This is a genomic window from Thomasclavelia sp. (genome assembly GCF_017889095.1).
In the GTDB taxonomy this organism is placed as follows: Bacteria; Bacillota_I; Bacilli_A; order Erysipelotrichales; family Coprobacillaceae; genus Thomasclavelia.
Genome location: NZ_JAGHEW010000186.1, coordinates 1 through 16,345, shown reverse-complemented (window position 1 = coordinate 16,345; position 16,345 = coordinate 1). Strand labels below are relative to the sequence as shown.

Sequence of the window (16,345 nt, the reverse complement as noted above, 5' to 3'; positions counted from 1 at the left end):
TAGTTGGATTATTGAATTATTTAAATACAATGATCTACAGTATTCAAAATCGGATAACGACGTTTGCAATCATGGAAGGAATTGGAATGACGAGAAAACAAGTAATTAAATTACTAATTAAAGAAGGGCTGATTTATGCTCTGTCATCAATATTGATGACAATATCGATAGGTACAATAGTTACTTACTTTATTTTCCAGGCGGTTAATTATATGGGTGCCTCATTTACAATACCGGTTTTACCACTATTATTGAGTTTTAGTTTGATCATACTTATTTGTATCATGGTATCGATAATTTTATATTATCATATTGTAAATAGAAATAGTCTGATTGAACGGTTAAGAGATGTTAAATAACCAGACTTAATGCTGGTTATTTAACGTTTTTAAAGTAAGATTGAATTGGATTTGATGGTGATCTTGTTTGGTTTTTAAAGTTCCATGATATTTTTGGATTAAGATATCAATGATTTTTAAGCCGATACCATGATTAATATGATCGGTTTTGGTAGTTGTAAAATCATGATTAAGTTTATTGACGTCATAGCTATTTGTAATCGATAATACAAGATAATTATTAATGATTCTTGATTTGATTTCAATTTTTCGTTGATTGGGTTCAAGGGTTAAGCAAGCTTCGATAGCATTATCTAATAAATTAGTAAATAGGGAAATGAGGTCTATTTCATTGATATTAATTTCATTTTTTAAATATACCGATATTGCTAGTTCAATATTATTTTTTCTACAAACTAAGGCTTTATTATATAAAATGGCATCAACGATCTTATTTTGGCAATAGTTTGTTTGATAAAATGATGATTTGTTTTTAATAATATTTAAAATATTAGTTTCATCAGCTTTAAAAGATTGATTGTTTTTTAATTGTTCAATGACATCATGCTTGATGTTATTAATAATTCGATTGTTTTCTTCAATTGCCAGATTGTATTCGTTTTGAATTATATATTGTTTTTTTAATAATTCTTGTTTAGTTTCTGTTAATGCTTTATGTTTAATATTGGTACAAATATTAAAATATAAATATATTGTATTGATATTTAGAATTAAAATTATTAAAACAATAAACTGTTGAAAAAAATTATTAAAAAAATAGCCATAAAAAGTAATAAACAATAAAATAAGTTCATTAATGATAAATAAAAAAGTAGCATGATGATTTATTTTGGTTTTAAGATAATTCATTGATTCACCTCTTTTTATCGATTGTTTGATACGTTTGGATATAGTTTAAAATATCATGTTTTAAACGATCATAATCATGATTATTTTCTAAACTTGATAGAGCTAAAATTTTTTGGTAATATTCACTAGTTTCTTGAATTAAAGCTTCAGCTTTGGTTTTTTTATATTGATCGATTAATTTATAGATTAATAGAAGTAATAAACAAATCCAGATAATAAATAGCAGGATATATAGATAAATTACACCAATATAAATATGTTCCTGGTAACTAAGAATCTTGATTGAAAGAAAAGTTCCCAAAATAGCAGATATCATTACTGTCATTAAAATCAAAATGAAAGTAGGAAATATTTTTTTATCAAAAATAGAAATTTGATTTGTAAAATAGTGATGGGCTTTAAGCAAAAATATCAATAAAAAATTACAGCTAAGAGCCATCATAATTTGTGATTTTGTGGTCATATGAAAAATTCCGTTATTTAAATGATTAGAAAATAAAGGCGGTATAATTAGTTCGACAAATAAGTTTAAAGTAAAGAAAATTAGATAATTAACTAAACTTTTTTTAGTTTTTACATGATAGATAAATTTATTAGTTATAAGATAAATAATAATGACAAAAATGTTTTTCAAAAATATATTGGAAACAAAAATAGTAGAAACAGTAATAGTAATTAATAAAGCCGCTAAAATTGTTCGAATAAATTGGGATAAAGAAATTCGTTTAACGGGTTTAAAGAAATAATAGAGTAAAAATATATTTATGAAATAATTGATATTAATAATAATCATAATTAGCTCCTTATAGACAATCTACCAAATAATCATGAAATTTTTCTTTGACTTCATTTTGATAGTTTCTACTAATTGGAATAATTGTTTGGTCCTTTAATTTAACTGAAGTTCTTTTAATTTCACTAATATAATCACTGTTAAAAACAAAACTATTATGACAACGAATAAAATAAAAAGGTAATTGTGATAATAGATCATTGATTGATGAAGCTGTTTTGATTATTTCATTATTACTATGAATATAAGAATAACGCTGAATTCTTTCAATATAATAAATATCGTCAATATTTAAAATTTTAAGTTTATCTTTTTGTTTGATCGTTAGCTTCTTTTTCGCTTTTTTGATATTGCTTAAAGCTTTAGTAATCGCATTGGGCAGATATTTATTTAAGTCTGGCTTATAGACAAAATAACAATGAGTGATATCATAGATTTCAACTGCTTTATTTAGATAAGAACTGATAAAAATGATTTGGGCACTAAAACAAACATCTAAAATAGTTTTGGCTAGTTTAATGCCATCATTATCATCTAAACAAATATCTAAAATAAAAATGGTATAATCATTTACATTATTTAAATTATTTAATAAATCCTCAGGATGTTGATAGGAAGTTATGTTAAAATCAGTATTCAAACTATATAAGCAATCTTTGATTAATTGAATATGTTGGATTAAATCATCAACAATTATAATATCTTTCATTTTTATTAGCTCCTTTACCTATTATTATAACATAAACGGCTTAGTTAATTAGAATTAATATTAAATTCGATCTAATTACCAAAAAGTACATGATAATGGTTATTTATGCAATCTAGCTATTTTTTTAGTTAAATATTTTATATAATGAATGAGCATTAGAAGTATCTTTTGCTTAGGGGATTGTATTGACATAACAGCTAATAAATAAACGATGGGAGCGTTTATTTATTAAAAAGAATAATTACAGTAGTAAATAATTAATAAAAACATTCTATGTGAATGTTTTTATTTACGGCTAAAATGAAAAGTTATTTTTAATTTATTGACAATTAGTAAAAAAGTCGCTAAAATTTATATGCATGATTTAAGCAATATCACGTTATCAAGAAGGTAACATTATGCCATGAAGGTTGATCTGTTTACAGATATTTTTATGGCTTTTTTCATGTTTTAAGGAGGAAAAAATGAATAAATTATCAGTTAAACAAATTGTTTTAGCCGCTTTTTTTCTGGCTTTAGGACTAATATTACCTTTTTTTACAATGCAAATTCCTAGTATCGGCAGTATGCTTTTACCAATGCATATTCCAGTTATTTTATGTGGTTTTGTTTGTGGGGGACCGTTAGGAGCGATTGTTGGTTTTATAGTACCGTTACTTAGAAGTGCTTTATTTACAATGCCGCCTATGTATCCAACTGCTGTTGCAATGGCTTTTGAATTAGCAGCTTATGGACTTATTTCCGGAATTTTATATAATCGTTTATCAAAAAATGTTGTTAATACGTATATTAGCCTAGTAGTTGCTATGCTTGGAGGACGCGTTGTCTGGGGGATTGTAAGTGTTATTTTATATGGTTTAGCTAGTCAAGGATTTACTTTTGCAATTTTTATTGCTGGAGCATTTACAACTGCGATTCCTGGAATTATTCTCCAATTAGTTTTAATTCCTGCTATCGTTATCGCTTTACAAAAAGCACATTTGATTGATTAATGGATGTAGTTGCTTTAGTTAAAGATCATTTACGCCAATATCCGGGTATGGAACCTCAGGATATCATAAAATTAATTTACCAAAATGAATTTGGTGGCGGACATATGATCGATTCAGCTGCAAACAGCTTACAAAGATTGCAAAAAGAATGCTTAACTTTAAATAATAGTGGCTTGACTAGTGAAGAGATTGGTGAAAACTTGATTCGTGTCAATTTAGCTAATTTATCATCAATTGAACTGTTAACCTTGAATCAAATATTTGTCGCTTCATCAAACTTACAAACCGGAAATTTAGTTTCGTTTATTGAAAAGCTAAATTTAATTAAACAAGCATGTAAAAATAATGATATTAATTATGATGCTAAATTATTTGTCACTAAACTTGAAGAATATGAACAATTAAATTTTCCACCAATTTCTCATTCTAACAGTTATCGTCAAACTTATCAGCCTCATTATCGAGTTGTTGATAAACGTTATTTTAAATATTTTGAATTAATAAAAAAAATTAATGAACAACTATTAAATAAAGATACTTTAATTATTGCAATTGATGGTAAATGTGGCGCTGGGAAGTCTTTTTTAGCGGAATTATTACAATCTATTTATCAAGCTAATTTATTTAAAATGGATGATTTTTTCTTACGTCCATTTCAAAGAACTAAAGAACGTTTAGCTAAACCCGGTGGAAATGTTGATTATGAACGTTTTAAAGATACTGTAGTTGATCCATTAGTGAAAAAAGAAGATATTAATTATCAACGATTTGATTGTTCAAAAATGGCACTTGCAAATGATATTAAAACTATTCCAGTAAATAAGATTAATATTATCGAAGGAACCTATTCATTACATCCGTATTTTGGTAAATATTATGATTTTGCGATTGGTTTAGATATTGATGAAACAATGCAGGCTACTAGAATTTTAAATCGTAATGGTCAAACTATGTATGAAAAATTTAAAAATATTTGGATTCCATTAGAAAATAAATATTTTATAGCTTACTCAATATTTGATCAGGTTGATTATTTATATCACGTTTTATAACGTGATTTTTTAATTTTTAAAAGAAAAAAAATGTATATATTAGAAGATAAAGAAATTTTTGCATTGATTGCCAGTAAAAATCTAAGAGCAGCATCTAATCAATAATTATGATTTAAAGTAAAGACGATTAAAAAAATTTTAATAAACTAAAATGATTTTTTGTGCCATATTTTTACATTAGTGACTAATTAAAGACTTTAAAGATTAATTAGTATATACTAAAAGATAAAGAGGCAGGTTGATCAAGATGGAAGAAATGAAAATGATTGGAACTAAAATGACTAGAAAAAAAGTCATAAAATGGATCATGGTAATAATTTTTATTGATGGCTTTTTTACTTTGCTGATAAAAATGATCCTTACTGCTTTATCTTTAGAATTTAAGATTGATTTGAATGGTTATTTATTACTAGGATTTTTTATAATTATGTTGATATTTATCTTGCCATTTATAATTGGAAGTAATCAAAGAATTGAGTTTTCAAGTCAAAAGATTAATTATTATTATCAACATGGTTACCTTGAGTATTTAAAAGAAACAATTAGAATAATTACTAATGCAAAAGAAATACCGGCAATTTCTTTGCAAACTAGACAAATTACTAAAGTTAGATTATCCTATCGAAAAACTATGGCTGGTTATGGTTTGAATGGATATATGTGGGTTTTAGAATTCTATCTTCAAAATAATTCTTTAATTGTTATTTCACCTGAAAATATGATCAAAAGTAAAACGGGAATAGTTTATAGTTTATTAGAATTGTTGGAAAAGATGAATGTGGAAATTATTGATCAAAATGATCTATTACCGGCTTTAAAACATGATAATAATTATTTTCAGGAATATTTAATGAAAAGGGAAAAGTAGGATGAATCGTGTATTGATTGACTGTAGTAAAGAAATTACTGATTATTTAATTGGATTTTTAAATAAACTAAAGATTAAACAAGCTATTAATATTGATCATCATACTTTAGTAATTAAAGAAATAAGTCAACTTGAAGAAATTGAACAGATAAAAAAACTGAAAGAAAAAACTAATTGTAAGTGTATTTGTATAATAGATGATTCTAATTTAATATTTGAAGCGATTGCTATCCATCCGTTAAATATTTGGCGAAAGAAATATATCTAGGAGGATAGCCAAATATTAAAAGAATTAATGAACCTAGATTATCGTGTTGTAGAATTTCAATCAGGATCGAATTCAATTATTGTAGCTACAAAAGATATCATCTATATTGAATCTTATCAGCATTATTTAACGGTTCATACAATCAATGCTAGTTTTAAGATTCGTATGAATATTTCAAAAATGCTTCAAGAATTAGCTAATCAAAATTTCATTCAGGTTCATAGATCATATATCATTAATAAAAATTATCTTCTCCGTATTGAAAAGAAATATTGTTTTTTAATAAATGAAATTGAAATACCGATTGGTAGAAAATATCAAAAGTTTTATTTGAGTTAGAAGTAATTAAAATAAGGGAAGTTTTGTTTTTTTAAGTATAAATATTTAATGATACAATGTTTTGTTTAATTGTTCAAGGATTTTTTGATGCTTGTTTTATGTTGTTATAATGGTACTTTTTTTAAATAAAAAAAGATGAAAATTTATTAATACTTTTACAATATTAGTTTAAAAAAACTTTGAATAATGATAAACTAATATAAGAAAGGGTGGTAGAAGTATGCCTAAAAATATATATGTGCTTTCAGATATTCATGGTCATTATAATGTTTTTATGAAGATGTTAGAAAAAATCAATTTTTCTGCTGACGATATTTTATATATTTTAGGAGATTGTTGTGATCGCGGTCCAGATAGTTTAAAAATATACTTATATATCCAGAAATTTGATAATATTCATTTAATTCGCGGTAACCATGAAATTATGATGCGTGATGCTTTTATTGCTGATGACCCAACTTCATCGCAAGGCCGGATGTGGTCGCAAAATGGTGGTAAAAAAACAATGCATAGCTATCATGAATATTTACATAAGAAAGCTTTAAATGAATTCGATTATAAAATAGTTAGAACAGCTTTTTATAAGATGATGATTGATTATGTTAATAAATGTCCATCTTATATCGAGATTAACTGTAACGGTCAAGATTATGTATTAATTCATGCTGGAATTAATCCAGAAAAAGGATTATATGAACAAACTGAAGAAGAATGTGCCTGGATGCGTGAATATTTCTTTATGTCTAAAGGATTAGATAATAAAATAATCATTTTTGGTCACACGCCAACTTGTTATATCCATCAGGAAAAGGATTGTTTTGATATTTGGCATGATCCTATTTTTAAAGATAAAATTGGGATTGATGGTGGATTAGGTCCTTTTGATAAAGGCCAGTTAAATTGTATTTGTTTAAATACAAACGAGGTTTTTGTGGTTAAAAAAAGTGAAGTTGAACAAGCAGAATAAATCAATCTTTGGGAGGTAGTTTTATGAATATATTATTAAGTAGAATCTTAACGTATTTAAATGGGGCTTTAAAAGTAGATGATTACTACCGTTTTTGTCGTTTTGTAGTTTATAATTATTTGGAATTTGAAGAGTTTGAATTAGATGATGTTGTAAGTAAAAGTGGTGTTAGTAAAGAAAAAATCTTGGAATTTTGTAATTTATTAGGATATAAAGATTTTGAGGTTTTTAAAAATGATTTATTAAGAACCCACATGGTTCGCTTAGATCAAATTAGAGCGAGAATGCTAGGGGTCAACAGTGATCAATTAATCAATGATATGGAAAAATCATGTTCTAATCAGGAAATGAAAGATTATATTTCAACTATTTGTGAATCTATTTTTAAAGCTAAACGAGTTGTTTTAATTGGGGCATTATATCCTTTATCAATCGCAGTTGAACTTCAAACGGATTTAGTTACTTTTGGTAAACCAGTAATTCAATATCATGGTTTTGATAAAGATCTTGTTTTAGATGAAAATGATGTTACTATTTTTATTTCAGCAACTGGTAGATCAATGAATACTTTTGTGGAAATAAAAAAAGAACTTCGAGTAGATTTGAGTACATCAATTTTAATTACTCAAAATAAAACTTATGAATTAGATGAGTATAAACTATCTAATTATGTAATCCATGTACCAGGTAAATTTGATGGAATTAATTTCAATTACCAAATTATGACGATTTGTGATTTACTTCGAGTACATTACTATCAACAATATTATTTATAAAAGAGTTCAGCTATTGTGAACTCTTTTTAGATTGCTAAAATTAATCAATTCAATTTGATTATCTTTTATGTATTGTTTTAATTGTGGATTAGTTAGAATATCCAGTTCCAACATTCTTTTGATATTATAACTGCTCATTTGATATAAGCGCCAGTCAAGTAAAGCAGGATGACACATGATTTCTAAGCTTTCATCTTGACTGTTTAATAAGTTAATTAAATATTCATAGCTTACATTATGATATAAAAACTGTCATCACATCTTACAAACTGATAATGATCAGTAATCATTTGACGCTGTCTTAAAGGAATATCATATTCATGAGCTAATTTTATCGCTACTTTTGATAATTCTGGTAACATATGAATATGATGATGGGAATCAAGATGTGTGGGCTTTTTATTCATGATAGATATAAATGTTTCAATTTGAACTTTCCATTCTTGATATAAATCGTCTAAATTACCTTGTGGTATTTCATTAGGATATTTACTTAGATAAATAAAATCACCGTTATCTTCAACATAACTGTTTATTTTAGTTAAAGGTTTACCAATTGTTGCCACTAAATGAACGCCAACACCAAGATTAGGATATTTTTTAGCTTCATTTAATGCCATAATGGCATAAGGCATATTCATCATACAGGTTGTTGAAGTTAAAATTCCTTCACGGTGGGCTTTAATGATCCCAAGTGTAGCCCCTTCACTGATTCCAAAATCATCAGCATTTACAATTAATTTTTTAATCATTTTGACTGTCCTCCAATATCTATATTTTAATTATAGCGAGAATAAAAAATTAGCTTTTATTTTTTCAAAAACTGCAAACCTGATTAAAACATGTTATAATGAATAACAGTTTGAATATATGGAGGTAAAAAATGAAAGAGTTAATTGTTGCATCAACCAATCTTGGAAAATTAAAAGAAATTAAAACGATGCTTAAAGATATTAATATTGAAGTACTTTCAATGAAAGATGTTTTAAATGAAGATATTGAAATTGAAGAAAACGGAACTACATTTAAAGAAAACGCTTTGATCAAGGCTAAAACAATTGCTGACATTGTCAATAAACCAGTTTTAGCTGATGACAGCGGCTTAGAAGTCGATGCATTAGATAAACAGCCTGGTGTTTATTCTGCTCGTTTTTTAGGCCATGATACTAGTTATGAGATTAAAAATAAATATATTATTGATGCCGTAAAAGATAAAGAAAGAACAGCTCGTTTCGTTTGTGCGATGGCATTGGTTGTTCCTAACCAGGAGCCAATTATTATTGAAGAAACGATGGAAGGTTTGATCAATGATAAAATTGAAGGGGAAAATGGCTTTGGTTATGATCCAATCTTTTATTTCCCGCCATGTAAAATGACTTCAGCAATGATGACGATGGAAGAAAAAAATAAATATTCACATCGTGGTAAAGCATTAAGAAAATTATATGCCATTTTAAAGGAGATGAATTAAATGAATCATATTGTTTTAGTTCATCCGGCAATTCCGCAAAACACTGGAAATATCATGCGGACTTGTGTTGCTACTAACACTAGTTTACATATTATCAAACCGATGAGTTTTGAGTTAGATGATAAAAAAATGAAACGGGCGGGACTAGATTATGTTAAAGAGTTAAATTTGCATGTTTATGATAGTTATGAAGAATTTGTTCAAAAAAATCCTGGTGAGTATTATTTCTTTACCCGTTATTCTCATTTATGTTTTACAGACCAGGACTTTAGTGACGAAAATAAAGAACATTATTTATTCTTTGGTCATGAACATGATGGTATTCCTAAAGAAATACTAACGGCTAATTTAGATCGCTGTTTACGAATTCCCATGAGTGATAAAGTTCGTAGTCTTAATCTATCTAACTGTGCAGCTATTTGTATTTATGAAGTATTAAGACAACAAAATTATCCACAGCTATCGAAGGTCGAAGTGCAAAAGGGAGAAGACTTTTTGTATGAGTTATAGCAAAAAAGATGCTTTTTTAGCAGTTATGCTGATGCTGTTTATTATCAGTTTTGCAATTGTTTTTACAGTTTTTTTTAAACCGTTATATTATTTTGATATCAATTATTTAAATATTGATAAATTAAGTGGTATTGACATCGATACGATTAAAGAAAACTATCGAATTTTGATTAATTACCAGTCAATCTTTTATCAGGGCAGTTTGAATTTACCGGATTTTGTAATGTCAACTGGTGGTCGAATTCATTTTGCTGAAGTAAAAAGAATTTTTGAAGTGATTCAAGTTGTGATGATTGTAAGTGGTCTAGTTTCGATACCATTATTAATTAAACGCTTAAAAGATAAACAATATTTATTTTTACGGCTGACCGGTTTAATAACGATTATTGTACCAAGTGTTTTAGGTTTTTTAGCGGCTTTGGATTTTAATCGGGCGTTTGTTTTATTTCATCAAATTGTTTTTAGAAATGATTATTGGATCTTTGACAAACGCATTGATCCTATCATTAGTATTTTACCCGAAGCCTTTTTTATGCATTGCTTTATTTTAATTGTTGTTATTGTGATTATTTTAGCACTAGGATGTTTGTTATATTTTAGGTTACAACAAAAAAAGATCCTAAATTATAAAAATTAAGAAAATTGTAAGATTATTGTCATGAAAACCGCGGATATCTGTTCTTTAAATTAGGTATGCTAAACGTGGAGGTGGCAATAATGAAACAAATCAAAGAATTTTTTGCTATCATTAAATTTAGTTTTAAATTATATTTTACTAATTTCTTATAAATAGGTGGTAATCAAGATGAGTGATTTAAATCGTTTTTTAAAAGCACAGGAAACATCTTATTTGCAGGCATTGACAGAAATAAAAAATGGCCGGAAAACGAGTCACTGGATCTGGTATATTTTCCCTCAGTTAAAAGGCTTAGGAATGTCTTCAACAGCTGATTATTATGGAATTGAATCATTAGATGAGGCAATTGAATATTTACAAGAACCAACTTTAAAAGCTAGGTTATTTGAAATAACCGAAGCTTTATTAAAACTTGAAGAAACTAATCCAGTAGCTGTTTTAGGTTATCCTGATAATTTAAAAGTATGTTCATCAATGACTTTATTTTATCAGGCAAGTAAAGATGAACTGTTTAAAAAAGTGATTGATAAATACTATCATGGTCACTTCGATCATAAAACAATTACATTATTAACGAAAAAATAGATTTGCTTAAATGCAAATCTATTAGTATTTTATAATATTAATATTTCTTTTCATTTGCATGAATTGAATATTATAGTTATCAATAAAGTAATTAATTAAGCTATTGATGTTACTATCTAATGATAAGTTAGCTGTTTCTAAATATGTTTTCCAGCGCTTTTCATAATTTCTAACGACATAATAAATATTTGATAAATCAATGGTACTATGAGTGTCTAAAAATTCCAATAATGAATGATTATAATACGATTGTAAAATTTCAATTTGCGTAGCAACTAACAGCATTGAAGCTGGAACCATGCAATGAATCAATACTGCATGAGTTCGACCACAGTTTTTACACATTACTCTTTGAACTTGAATACATATTTTTCTTTCCGGAATTTTGTAATGTCTTGGATAAGAACCAATTTTAACTAAATCACCAGTTTTACCGCAAGTACATTTTATTTCTTTAAAGTTGATCAGTTTAATAATTGAATCATATGTTTCTTGAGTTAAACGCTTATTTGAATAATTTTCTCTATCAGTAATGGTAATCATTTTATCCCTCCATTATTTTTGCAACATTAAAACTTTGATATCTAGCTGGTTATATAGACGTCTAGGGTTTTAAAAGATTTTTGGGATAGTTTGGGTTATTTTGTAGATATCTCTATTATTTATTATATCAGTAATAAAAAACTTTTAAAATAAAATCAAAAGGTGTCGGTTAAAAGCCCGACACCATAGCCATTATAATATTATCCTAAAAAGAAAGTGTTTACTTCAAAGTGTGCTTGAGGATGATCACAAGCAGGACATCTTTCAGGTGCTTCTAAACCTTCATAGATAAATCCACAGTTATTGCATTTCCATACAACTGTATTTTCACGTTTGAAAGTTGTTCCATTTTCTAAAGCAGCTAATAATTTTAGATATCTAGCTTCATGATGTTTTTCAGCAATAGCAATGCTTTCTAATGCAGTTGCGATATCTTCGAATACTTCTTCACGAGAAGTTTTATCAAAGCTTGTATACATATCAGTATATTCTTCATTTTCACCAGCTGCTGCAGCTTTTAAGTTTTCAGCAGTAGTTCCTAGTAATACTGGGAAGTTTCCATCAGTATATAAAGTTTCACCAGCTAAATCTTTGTTTAAGAATTTCATTAATCTTTTAGCGTGTTCTTTTTCTTGATTGGCAGTTTCTAAGAAAATATTTTGAATTTGTACATATCCTTCTTTTTTTGCGATTGATGCATAATAAGTATAACGATTACGAGCTTGGCTTTCCCCTGCGAAAGCATGCATTAAGTTGTTTGCAGTTTTTGTTCCTTTAAGTGTCATAGTTAGTTTCCTCCAATATCCTAATTTTCATCTTTTAAACAACATTGGCAAGTACCGCTGAAAACAATTTCAATTTTTTCAATTCGATGGTTTGTCTGTTGTTTGACAACATTACTAATTTGTTCATCCTGGTAATTAATATCAAAAACTTTTTTACACTTGTTACAGATAAAATGATGATGATTACTAAGGTCCCCGTCGAAATGAACCATATTTTGACCAACATCTAATTTTCTTATCATCTTTGACTCAACTAAAAAGTTAAGATTGCGATAAACTGTACCTAAGCTTAATTCCGGGTGATCTTTTTTCAAATCACTATAAATTGTTTCAGCCGTAGGGTGATCATTTCTAGATACCAAGTTGTTGTAGATATACTCGCGTTGTTTTGAATATCTTGTTTTTGGCATAGTTACCTCCTTTAGATAAATAGTAATGGTTACTATTATAATATATCTTTTTGTCGTTTAAGTCAATTGTTATGAATAATAAAAAACAGTAAATGGTAGTTATTGTCAAATTTTATCAAAATATGGTATACTACAAGAGAGCTTTTAGCCTCATAGATAAGTTAAATGTTCACTATTAATACAATATAAATTTTAAAGACTATGGGGCTTAAATTCATTAAGCCTTTTTGTATCCCTTGTACTGGTTGATTTTTGACAAATTTTATACTGACACCAAAGTAAAATTTTTGGTGGAGGTGAGAAAGGAGTGATATGGATGTGTAGAGAAATAAAAGAATTAAAAATGACAAATAATTATGACTTTTCCAACTTGCTTATTGAAGATGAGATGAATCAAACTCAAAAAAATGAAATTAATTTAGAAATCGAAAATATTGCGGATATGTTATCTCATAATATAATACAAAATAATCGAGATATAGAACCAGTCAGGGATAAGCCTTATGCCACTCCAATTATTGGATTAGCACATCATTTCGGTTTTACTACTTTTTCAATACCATCGTTTGAGGACTTTCCTTTGCAAGAATACAAAAATTCATCTGGGATGATTAGTATTAGTGGTGATTACATAGATTTATATAGAAGTGATAAAATAATGATAATCAATTCAAAGGAAAATACTGGACATCAAAGGTTTACTGTAGCTCATGAATTGGGACATTATGTATTTGATTTCAATGAATTGGACAATTATACATATACTGATTTTTATAGAACGGATGAAGCATATATTAATAATAAAGAAGTAAGAGCTAGTAGATTTGCGGCTGCGTTATTAATGCCAAGAGAAAAATTTATAGAGCGATATATGGATTTGTCCAAAAGCAACCATTATACATATTATGAATTAGTAAATATTTTATCTTCAGATTTTCTTGTTTCACCTTCAGCAGTTGATAGAAGAATTAGGGAATTAAAAGAAATTGAAGTAATAGTTTAAAAAGAAGCGCTTATATTTATGGATGTGGATAAACAAACTAGTTTTCTTATTCAACAATATTTAACAACTGATTTTCCCAATGAAGGTGCAAAATTAATAAAAAATGATAATAATTTATTTGATGATAATAGAATGCATAGGGACAAAGATTATACTGAGTTAATAAATATTTATACTACACATTTGAAAAAAACGCTTAGCTTTAAATATATAACTAGAATTGTATCATATATTATTTTTACTTTTATACTATTATCAATAACAGTTTTCGGTATATGTATTATTGGGGTTAATGCAACTAAAAATAGGATGCAGATATCTGAAATTGTAGCAATTGTATCAGCTACAGCAAGTATGATTTCAACAATGATAATTATCCCGCAAATCATAATTGAATTTATTTTTAATAAAGAAGAAGATAAGTATATAGTGGACATGATAAAAAATACGCAGCAGTATGATTCACAATTATATTTTCATGAAAACAGTGACAAAAAAGACCGTTAGGTCTCAATGTCGTCAATTTAGCGATAAAATACAAAAGGAAATATTTGAATTAATTTCAAATGCTTCCTTTTTTTCTTTATTCACGAAAAAAGCGCAAAAAGTTCCCTATCATTTTTAGTGATTTTTTTTGGATTTTAAGCTATAATTTTTTTAGAAAGAGATGTCTATACTACTGATTATCGATTTGATCGTAAAAATCCCTTTTTCGTTTTTATAAATTTGGGATTTCTCTTACCATCTACTCTGAATTTAAGTGTTGGTGGCTTATTGATATAGACATCCCATCTATCAAAGAGTCTATGCGTGCGAATAGGCTCTTTATTTTTTGAAGCTTTTTCTATAATTTTTCTTATTAATGTATCAAATTCTTCTTTTATGTTTAATAATCTTGCAAAATTAGCTCTTAATAACTGTATCAGGTTATTTATATTAGTCTGATATTTATATTTTTCGGTATGAGTAATAATTTTATCTGATTCCTTTTTTATCATTGCAGCTAAATTATAAACTATAACCTGTGAATGTAGCTCCTGTAGTATGAGATCTGCTTTTTCACTCGTTACTCTTTCCATCTCCAGCTTGTTTTTCAGTGTATCATATCCGGTCTCAATCGACCACCTGTTTCCATAAAGCAATATTACTTCTTTTGTTGACCATTCATTATCATCAAGATTTGTGAAAAGAAGCATTTGTTCATCTTTTTCATCATCTTTTAACTTTCTTAATTCAGATTTCATAATCTTAATGACTCTCAATCCGAATTTTTTATGTTCTCTGGCATAGTCCCTGACTTCTTCGATTTTAAAGCGATTAATCCATTTATCATCCAAATCAAATTCAATCCAACCATCTCGCTCAATATCTTTGACATACTTCTTATAAAAGTTGGATTTTCCTCGATAACAGAATTTATCGTTATTCATATTATAATAGATAAACATATCAGTTGATGGATAATATCTATCGGCCATAAATATAACTTTATGATTTTCTAAAACATCATGAACAGTATTCATCTGTTCATATGCCATAGGTATTTCGGAATCAGTATATGATTTAATTGAAACATCCAGATATATTCCATTGCATACATCATAAAATCCAGAAATTCTTGGATTTGTTTTTGTAAGAGCGCAATCCTCATTGTATGTCGCGGCTCCAAACACTTTCCTATTTTTTTTTGTATAAGGTGCTTCTCCAATGGATCCATCTATAGCTACAACTGTATATCCTTTAAATGTTTCATAATCATTATTTTGATAGTAATACTTACACAATCTTGAATTAATATATGGAAACACCTTATAATCCAGCTTTTCCTGTGCCTGAAATATAGCCTGCTTTGAAACTGACTTTTCCAAATCAAAAGATGAATAGTAATGATTGATTTCATTGGCAACAGTATAACCTTGCCTTGATATAAGAAATTTGAGTAATCCAGGAAGTCCAAGTTTTGAATCTCGTGTAAAATATCTTGAATCTTTTCTGGCAATTTCAAAAATATCAGGATGAGATAAAAGAGTATCAAAATATTCAAATGTAGAATAGATAGACATTAATCTTCATCATCATACACAAGTCTAGGTTTCTTTTTGGCATACATGGCTTTAAGATAAGGAACCTGTTCTTCGGTAAGAAGACCAAAGCTACGAATAGTACGATGTTTGATTTTATCACCATCACGATAAGACTCAACAAGTGAACAGAAATAAGTGCCTTTTTTACCTCGATTATTTGGAACAACTTTCACAAACATAAAACCACCCCTTTTCTATACTACAATTATAACATAAAATTACTAATATATCATTATATATGAAATATTAATTCTATAACATTTCATGAAATATAGTAAACAAAAAAAAGAAATCTGATATTTTCAGATTTCTAATTTATCATTATCGCTAAATTGACGACATTGG

The 16,345-nt window shown here is 27.4% G+C and carries 24 protein-coding genes; 14 read left to right on the top strand and 10 right to left on the bottom strand.

Annotated features, from left to right (window positions below; genetic code table 11):
- Positions 1-359 (top strand): FtsX-like permease family protein (locus J7M77_RS08050; protein ID WP_296877318.1); only part of this gene is annotated, 359 nt, incomplete at its 5' end.
- A 6-nt stretch (positions 360-365) separates the two neighbouring features.
- On the opposite strand, the gene J7M77_RS08045 is transcribed toward J7M77_RS08050, so the two are convergent.
- Genes J7M77_RS08045 through J7M77_RS08035 form a run of 3 tightly spaced genes read right to left on the bottom strand, consistent with a single transcriptional unit; the run spans position 366 to position 2,710 of the window.
- Complete coding sequence (locus tag J7M77_RS08045; RefSeq protein WP_296877317.1) at positions 366-1,208, bottom strand: ATP-binding protein; 843 nt, start codon at positions 1,206-1,208, stop codon at positions 366-368.
- Between the two features lie 4 nt (positions 1,209-1,212).
- Positions 1,213-2,001 carry a hypothetical protein gene (locus J7M77_RS08040; RefSeq protein ID WP_296877316.1) on the bottom strand — a complete coding sequence of 263 codons (789 nt, stop codon included), beginning with the start codon at positions 1,999-2,001 and terminating at the stop codon, positions 1,213-1,215.
- 10 nt (positions 2,002-2,011) lie between these two features.
- Positions 2,012-2,710, bottom strand: a complete 699-nt coding sequence (locus tag J7M77_RS08035; RefSeq protein WP_296877315.1) for a LytTR family DNA-binding domain-containing protein — start codon at positions 2,708-2,710, stop codon at positions 2,012-2,014.
- 464 nt (positions 2,711-3,174) lie between these two features.
- On the opposite strand from J7M77_RS08035, the gene J7M77_RS08030 reads away from it, so the two are divergent.
- From J7M77_RS08030 to J7M77_RS08000, 7 genes are all read left to right on the top strand, one after another.
- Positions 3,175-3,702, top strand: coding sequence for an ECF transporter S component (locus J7M77_RS08030; RefSeq protein ID WP_296877314.1), 528 nt, complete (start codon positions 3,175-3,177; stop codon positions 3,700-3,702).
- The gene (locus tag J7M77_RS08025) at positions 3,702-4,754 is read left to right on the top strand and encodes a hypothetical protein (RefSeq protein ID WP_296877313.1); all 1,053 of its coding nucleotides are present in this window, start codon (positions 3,702-3,704) and stop codon (positions 4,752-4,754) included. Before J7M77_RS08030 ends, J7M77_RS08025 begins: the two co-directional genes overlap by 1 nt.
- A 247-nt stretch (positions 4,755-5,001) precedes the next feature.
- The gene (locus tag J7M77_RS08020; protein WP_296877312.1) at positions 5,002-5,622 is read left to right on the top strand and encodes a hypothetical protein; all 621 of its coding nucleotides are present in this window, start codon (positions 5,002-5,004) and stop codon (positions 5,620-5,622) included.
- Position 5,623: 1 nt separating this feature from the next.
- A complete protein-coding gene (locus tag J7M77_RS08015) occupies positions 5,624-5,890 on the top strand; it encodes a hypothetical protein (RefSeq protein ID WP_296877311.1) in 267 nt (88 codons plus the stop codon).
- 27 nt (positions 5,891-5,917) lie between these two features.
- Positions 5,918-6,229, top strand: coding sequence for a LytTR family DNA-binding domain-containing protein (locus J7M77_RS08010; protein WP_296877310.1), 312 nt, complete (start codon positions 5,918-5,920; stop codon positions 6,227-6,229).
- Between the two features lie 220 nt (positions 6,230-6,449).
- On the top strand, positions 6,450-7,196 hold the full coding sequence (locus J7M77_RS08005) for a metallophosphoesterase (protein ID WP_296877309.1): 747 nt from the start codon (positions 6,450-6,452) through the stop codon (positions 7,194-7,196).
- A 23-nt stretch (positions 7,197-7,219) separates the two neighbouring features.
- On the top strand, positions 7,220-7,972 hold the full coding sequence (locus J7M77_RS08000; RefSeq protein ID WP_296877308.1) for a MurR/RpiR family transcriptional regulator: 753 nt from the start codon (positions 7,220-7,222) through the stop codon (positions 7,970-7,972).
- Between the two features lie 6 nt (positions 7,973-7,978).
- On the opposite strand, the gene J7M77_RS07995 is transcribed toward J7M77_RS08000, so the two are convergent.
- Positions 7,979-8,149 carry a hypothetical protein gene (locus J7M77_RS07995; RefSeq protein ID WP_296877307.1) on the bottom strand — a complete coding sequence of 57 codons (171 nt, stop codon included), beginning with the start codon at positions 8,147-8,149 and terminating at the stop codon, positions 7,979-7,981.
- A gap of 53 nt (positions 8,150-8,202) precedes the next feature.
- Positions 8,203-8,724, bottom strand: coding sequence for a ChbG/HpnK family deacetylase (locus tag J7M77_RS07990; RefSeq protein WP_296877306.1), 522 nt, complete (start codon positions 8,722-8,724; stop codon positions 8,203-8,205).
- 131 nt (positions 8,725-8,855) lie between these two features.
- Here J7M77_RS07990 and rdgB point away from each other — a divergent pair, with 131 nt between their 5' ends.
- From rdgB to J7M77_RS07970, 4 genes are all read left to right on the top strand, one after another.
- A complete protein-coding gene (gene rdgB, locus J7M77_RS07985; RefSeq protein ID WP_296877305.1) occupies positions 8,856-9,443 on the top strand; it encodes an RdgB/HAM1 family non-canonical purine NTP pyrophosphatase in 588 nt (195 codons plus the stop codon).
- Positions 9,444-9,953, top strand: coding sequence for a tRNA (cytidine(34)-2'-O)-methyltransferase (locus J7M77_RS07980; protein ID WP_296877304.1), 510 nt, complete (start codon positions 9,444-9,446; stop codon positions 9,951-9,953). It abuts the gene before it with no gap.
- The gene (locus tag J7M77_RS07975) at positions 9,943-10,590 is read left to right on the top strand and encodes a TIGR01906 family membrane protein (protein WP_296877303.1); all 648 of its coding nucleotides are present in this window, start codon (positions 9,943-9,945) and stop codon (positions 10,588-10,590) included. Before J7M77_RS07980 ends, J7M77_RS07975 begins: the two co-directional genes overlap by 11 nt.
- A gap of 168 nt (positions 10,591-10,758) precedes the next feature.
- Positions 10,759-11,175, top strand: a complete 417-nt coding sequence (locus tag J7M77_RS07970; RefSeq protein ID WP_296877302.1) for a DUF1810 domain-containing protein — start codon at positions 10,759-10,761, stop codon at positions 11,173-11,175.
- Positions 11,176-11,196: 21 nt separating this feature from the next.
- On the opposite strand, the gene J7M77_RS07965 is transcribed toward J7M77_RS07970, so the two are convergent.
- From J7M77_RS07965 to J7M77_RS07955, 3 genes are all read right to left on the bottom strand, one after another.
- On the bottom strand, positions 11,197-11,718 hold the full coding sequence (locus J7M77_RS07965) for a DUF6431 domain-containing protein (protein WP_296877301.1): 522 nt from the start codon (positions 11,716-11,718) through the stop codon (positions 11,197-11,199).
- A gap of 200 nt (positions 11,719-11,918) precedes the next feature.
- Positions 11,919-12,503, bottom strand: coding sequence for a rubrerythrin (rbr, locus tag J7M77_RS07960; RefSeq protein WP_296877300.1), 585 nt, complete (start codon positions 12,501-12,503; stop codon positions 11,919-11,921).
- A gap of 20 nt (positions 12,504-12,523) precedes the next feature.
- Complete coding sequence (locus tag J7M77_RS07955; protein ID WP_296877299.1) at positions 12,524-12,913, bottom strand: transcriptional repressor; 390 nt, start codon at positions 12,911-12,913, stop codon at positions 12,524-12,526.
- 316 nt (positions 12,914-13,229) lie between these two features.
- On the opposite strand from J7M77_RS07955, the gene J7M77_RS07950 reads away from it, so the two are divergent.
- Positions 13,230-13,916, top strand: a complete 687-nt coding sequence (locus tag J7M77_RS07950) for an ImmA/IrrE family metallo-endopeptidase (RefSeq protein WP_296877298.1) — start codon at positions 13,230-13,232, stop codon at positions 13,914-13,916.
- An 18-nt stretch (positions 13,917-13,934) separates the two neighbouring features.
- Positions 13,935-14,423, top strand: a complete 489-nt coding sequence (locus J7M77_RS07945) for a hypothetical protein (protein ID WP_296877297.1) — start codon at positions 13,935-13,937, stop codon at positions 14,421-14,423.
- A gap of 176 nt (positions 14,424-14,599) precedes the next feature.
- On the opposite strand, the gene J7M77_RS07940 is transcribed toward J7M77_RS07945, so the two are convergent.
- A complete protein-coding gene (locus tag J7M77_RS07940; RefSeq protein ID WP_296877296.1) occupies positions 14,600-15,979 on the bottom strand; it encodes an IS4 family transposase in 1,380 nt (459 codons plus the stop codon).
- The gene (locus tag J7M77_RS07935; protein WP_296877295.1) at positions 15,979-16,179 is read right to left on the bottom strand and encodes a 2-C-methyl-D-erythritol 4-phosphate cytidylyltransferase; all 201 of its coding nucleotides are present in this window, start codon (positions 16,177-16,179) and stop codon (positions 15,979-15,981) included. Before J7M77_RS07935 ends, J7M77_RS07940 begins: the two co-directional genes overlap by 1 nt.
- Positions 16,180-16,345 lie beyond the last annotated feature (166 nt).

Bases quoted from the DNA above. Each gene is read 5' to 3' on its own strand.
- J7M77_RS08045 (WP_296877317.1), bottom strand. From the start codon at position 1,208: ATGAATTATCTTAAAACCAAAATAAATCATCATGCTACTTTTTTATTT.
- J7M77_RS08040 (WP_296877316.1), bottom strand. From the start codon at position 2,001: ATGATTATTATTAATATCAATTATTTCATAAATATATTTTTACTCTAT.
- J7M77_RS08035 (WP_296877315.1), bottom strand. From the start codon at position 2,710: ATGAAAGATATTATAATTGTTGATGATTTAATCCAACATATTCAATTA.
- J7M77_RS08030 (WP_296877314.1), top strand. From the start codon at position 3,175: ATGAATAAATTATCAGTTAAACAAATTGTTTTAGCCGCTTTTTTTCTG.
- J7M77_RS08025 (WP_296877313.1), top strand. From the start codon at position 3,702: ATGGATGTAGTTGCTTTAGTTAAAGATCATTTACGCCAATATCCGGGT.
- J7M77_RS08020 (WP_296877312.1), top strand. From the start codon at position 5,002: ATGGAAGAAATGAAAATGATTGGAACTAAAATGACTAGAAAAAAAGTC.
- J7M77_RS08015 (WP_296877311.1), top strand. From the start codon at position 5,624: ATGAATCGTGTATTGATTGACTGTAGTAAAGAAATTACTGATTATTTA.
- J7M77_RS08010 (WP_296877310.1), top strand. From the start codon at position 5,918: ATGAACCTAGATTATCGTGTTGTAGAATTTCAATCAGGATCGAATTCA.
- J7M77_RS08005 (WP_296877309.1), top strand. From the start codon at position 6,450: ATGCCTAAAAATATATATGTGCTTTCAGATATTCATGGTCATTATAAT.
- J7M77_RS08000 (WP_296877308.1), top strand. From the start codon at position 7,220: ATGAATATATTATTAAGTAGAATCTTAACGTATTTAAATGGGGCTTTA.
- J7M77_RS07995 (WP_296877307.1), bottom strand. From the start codon at position 8,149: ATGTGTCATCCTGCTTTACTTGACTGGCGCTTATATCAAATGAGCAGT.
- J7M77_RS07990 (WP_296877306.1), bottom strand. From the start codon at position 8,724: ATGATTAAAAAATTAATTGTAAATGCTGATGATTTTGGAATCAGTGAA.
- rdgB (WP_296877305.1), top strand. From the start codon at position 8,856: ATGAAAGAGTTAATTGTTGCATCAACCAATCTTGGAAAATTAAAAGAA.
- J7M77_RS07980 (WP_296877304.1), top strand. From the start codon at position 9,444: ATGAATCATATTGTTTTAGTTCATCCGGCAATTCCGCAAAACACTGGA.
- J7M77_RS07975 (WP_296877303.1), top strand. From the start codon at position 9,943: ATGAGTTATAGCAAAAAAGATGCTTTTTTAGCAGTTATGCTGATGCTG.
- J7M77_RS07970 (WP_296877302.1), top strand. From the start codon at position 10,759: ATGAGTGATTTAAATCGTTTTTTAAAAGCACAGGAAACATCTTATTTG.
- J7M77_RS07965 (WP_296877301.1), bottom strand. From the start codon at position 11,718: ATGATTACCATTACTGATAGAGAAAATTATTCAAATAAGCGTTTAACT.
- rbr (WP_296877300.1), bottom strand. From the start codon at position 12,503: ATGACACTTAAAGGAACAAAAACTGCAAACAACTTAATGCATGCTTTC.
- J7M77_RS07955 (WP_296877299.1), bottom strand. From the start codon at position 12,913: ATGCCAAAAACAAGATATTCAAAACAACGCGAGTATATCTACAACAAC.
- J7M77_RS07950 (WP_296877298.1), top strand. From the start codon at position 13,230: ATGTGTAGAGAAATAAAAGAATTAAAAATGACAAATAATTATGACTTT.
- J7M77_RS07945 (WP_296877297.1), top strand. From the start codon at position 13,935: ATGGATGTGGATAAACAAACTAGTTTTCTTATTCAACAATATTTAACA.
- J7M77_RS07940 (WP_296877296.1), bottom strand. From the start codon at position 15,979: ATGTCTATCTATTCTACATTTGAATATTTTGATACTCTTTTATCTCAT.
- J7M77_RS07935 (WP_296877295.1), bottom strand. From the start codon at position 16,179: ATGTTTGTGAAAGTTGTTCCAAATAATCGAGGTAAAAAAGGCACTTAT.